The 218-nt window shown below is 72.0% G+C and carries 1 pseudogene; it reads right to left on the minus strand.

Annotation, left to right across the window (positions count from 1 at the left end):
* A pseudogene (locus tag IG69_RS0119750) lies at nucleotides 1-218 on the minus strand (IS3-like element IS987 family transposase); the annotation flags it as partial.

Raw genomic sequence — 218 nt, forward strand, 5'->3', positions numbered from 1 at the left:
CACCGGGAAGGCCGGTCGAGCTCGGCCGCGAAGAAACTCGAGGCCGCCTTCAGGATCGCGTTCGCCCGGCGCAGCTCGGCGTTCTCCCGCCGCAACCGCTTGACCTCCGCAGCCTCCTGGCTACTGACCCCAGCGCGGTCGCCGGCGTCGACCTGCCCTTGGCGCACCCACTTGCGGACCGTCTCCGCCGTGGAGACCCCGAGCAGTTCAGCGACCCG

The sequence above is a fragment of the Phycicoccus jejuensis genome (assembly GCF_000720925.1).
Classification (GTDB): Bacteria; Actinomycetota; Actinomycetes; order Actinomycetales; family Dermatophilaceae; genus Phycicoccus; species Phycicoccus jejuensis.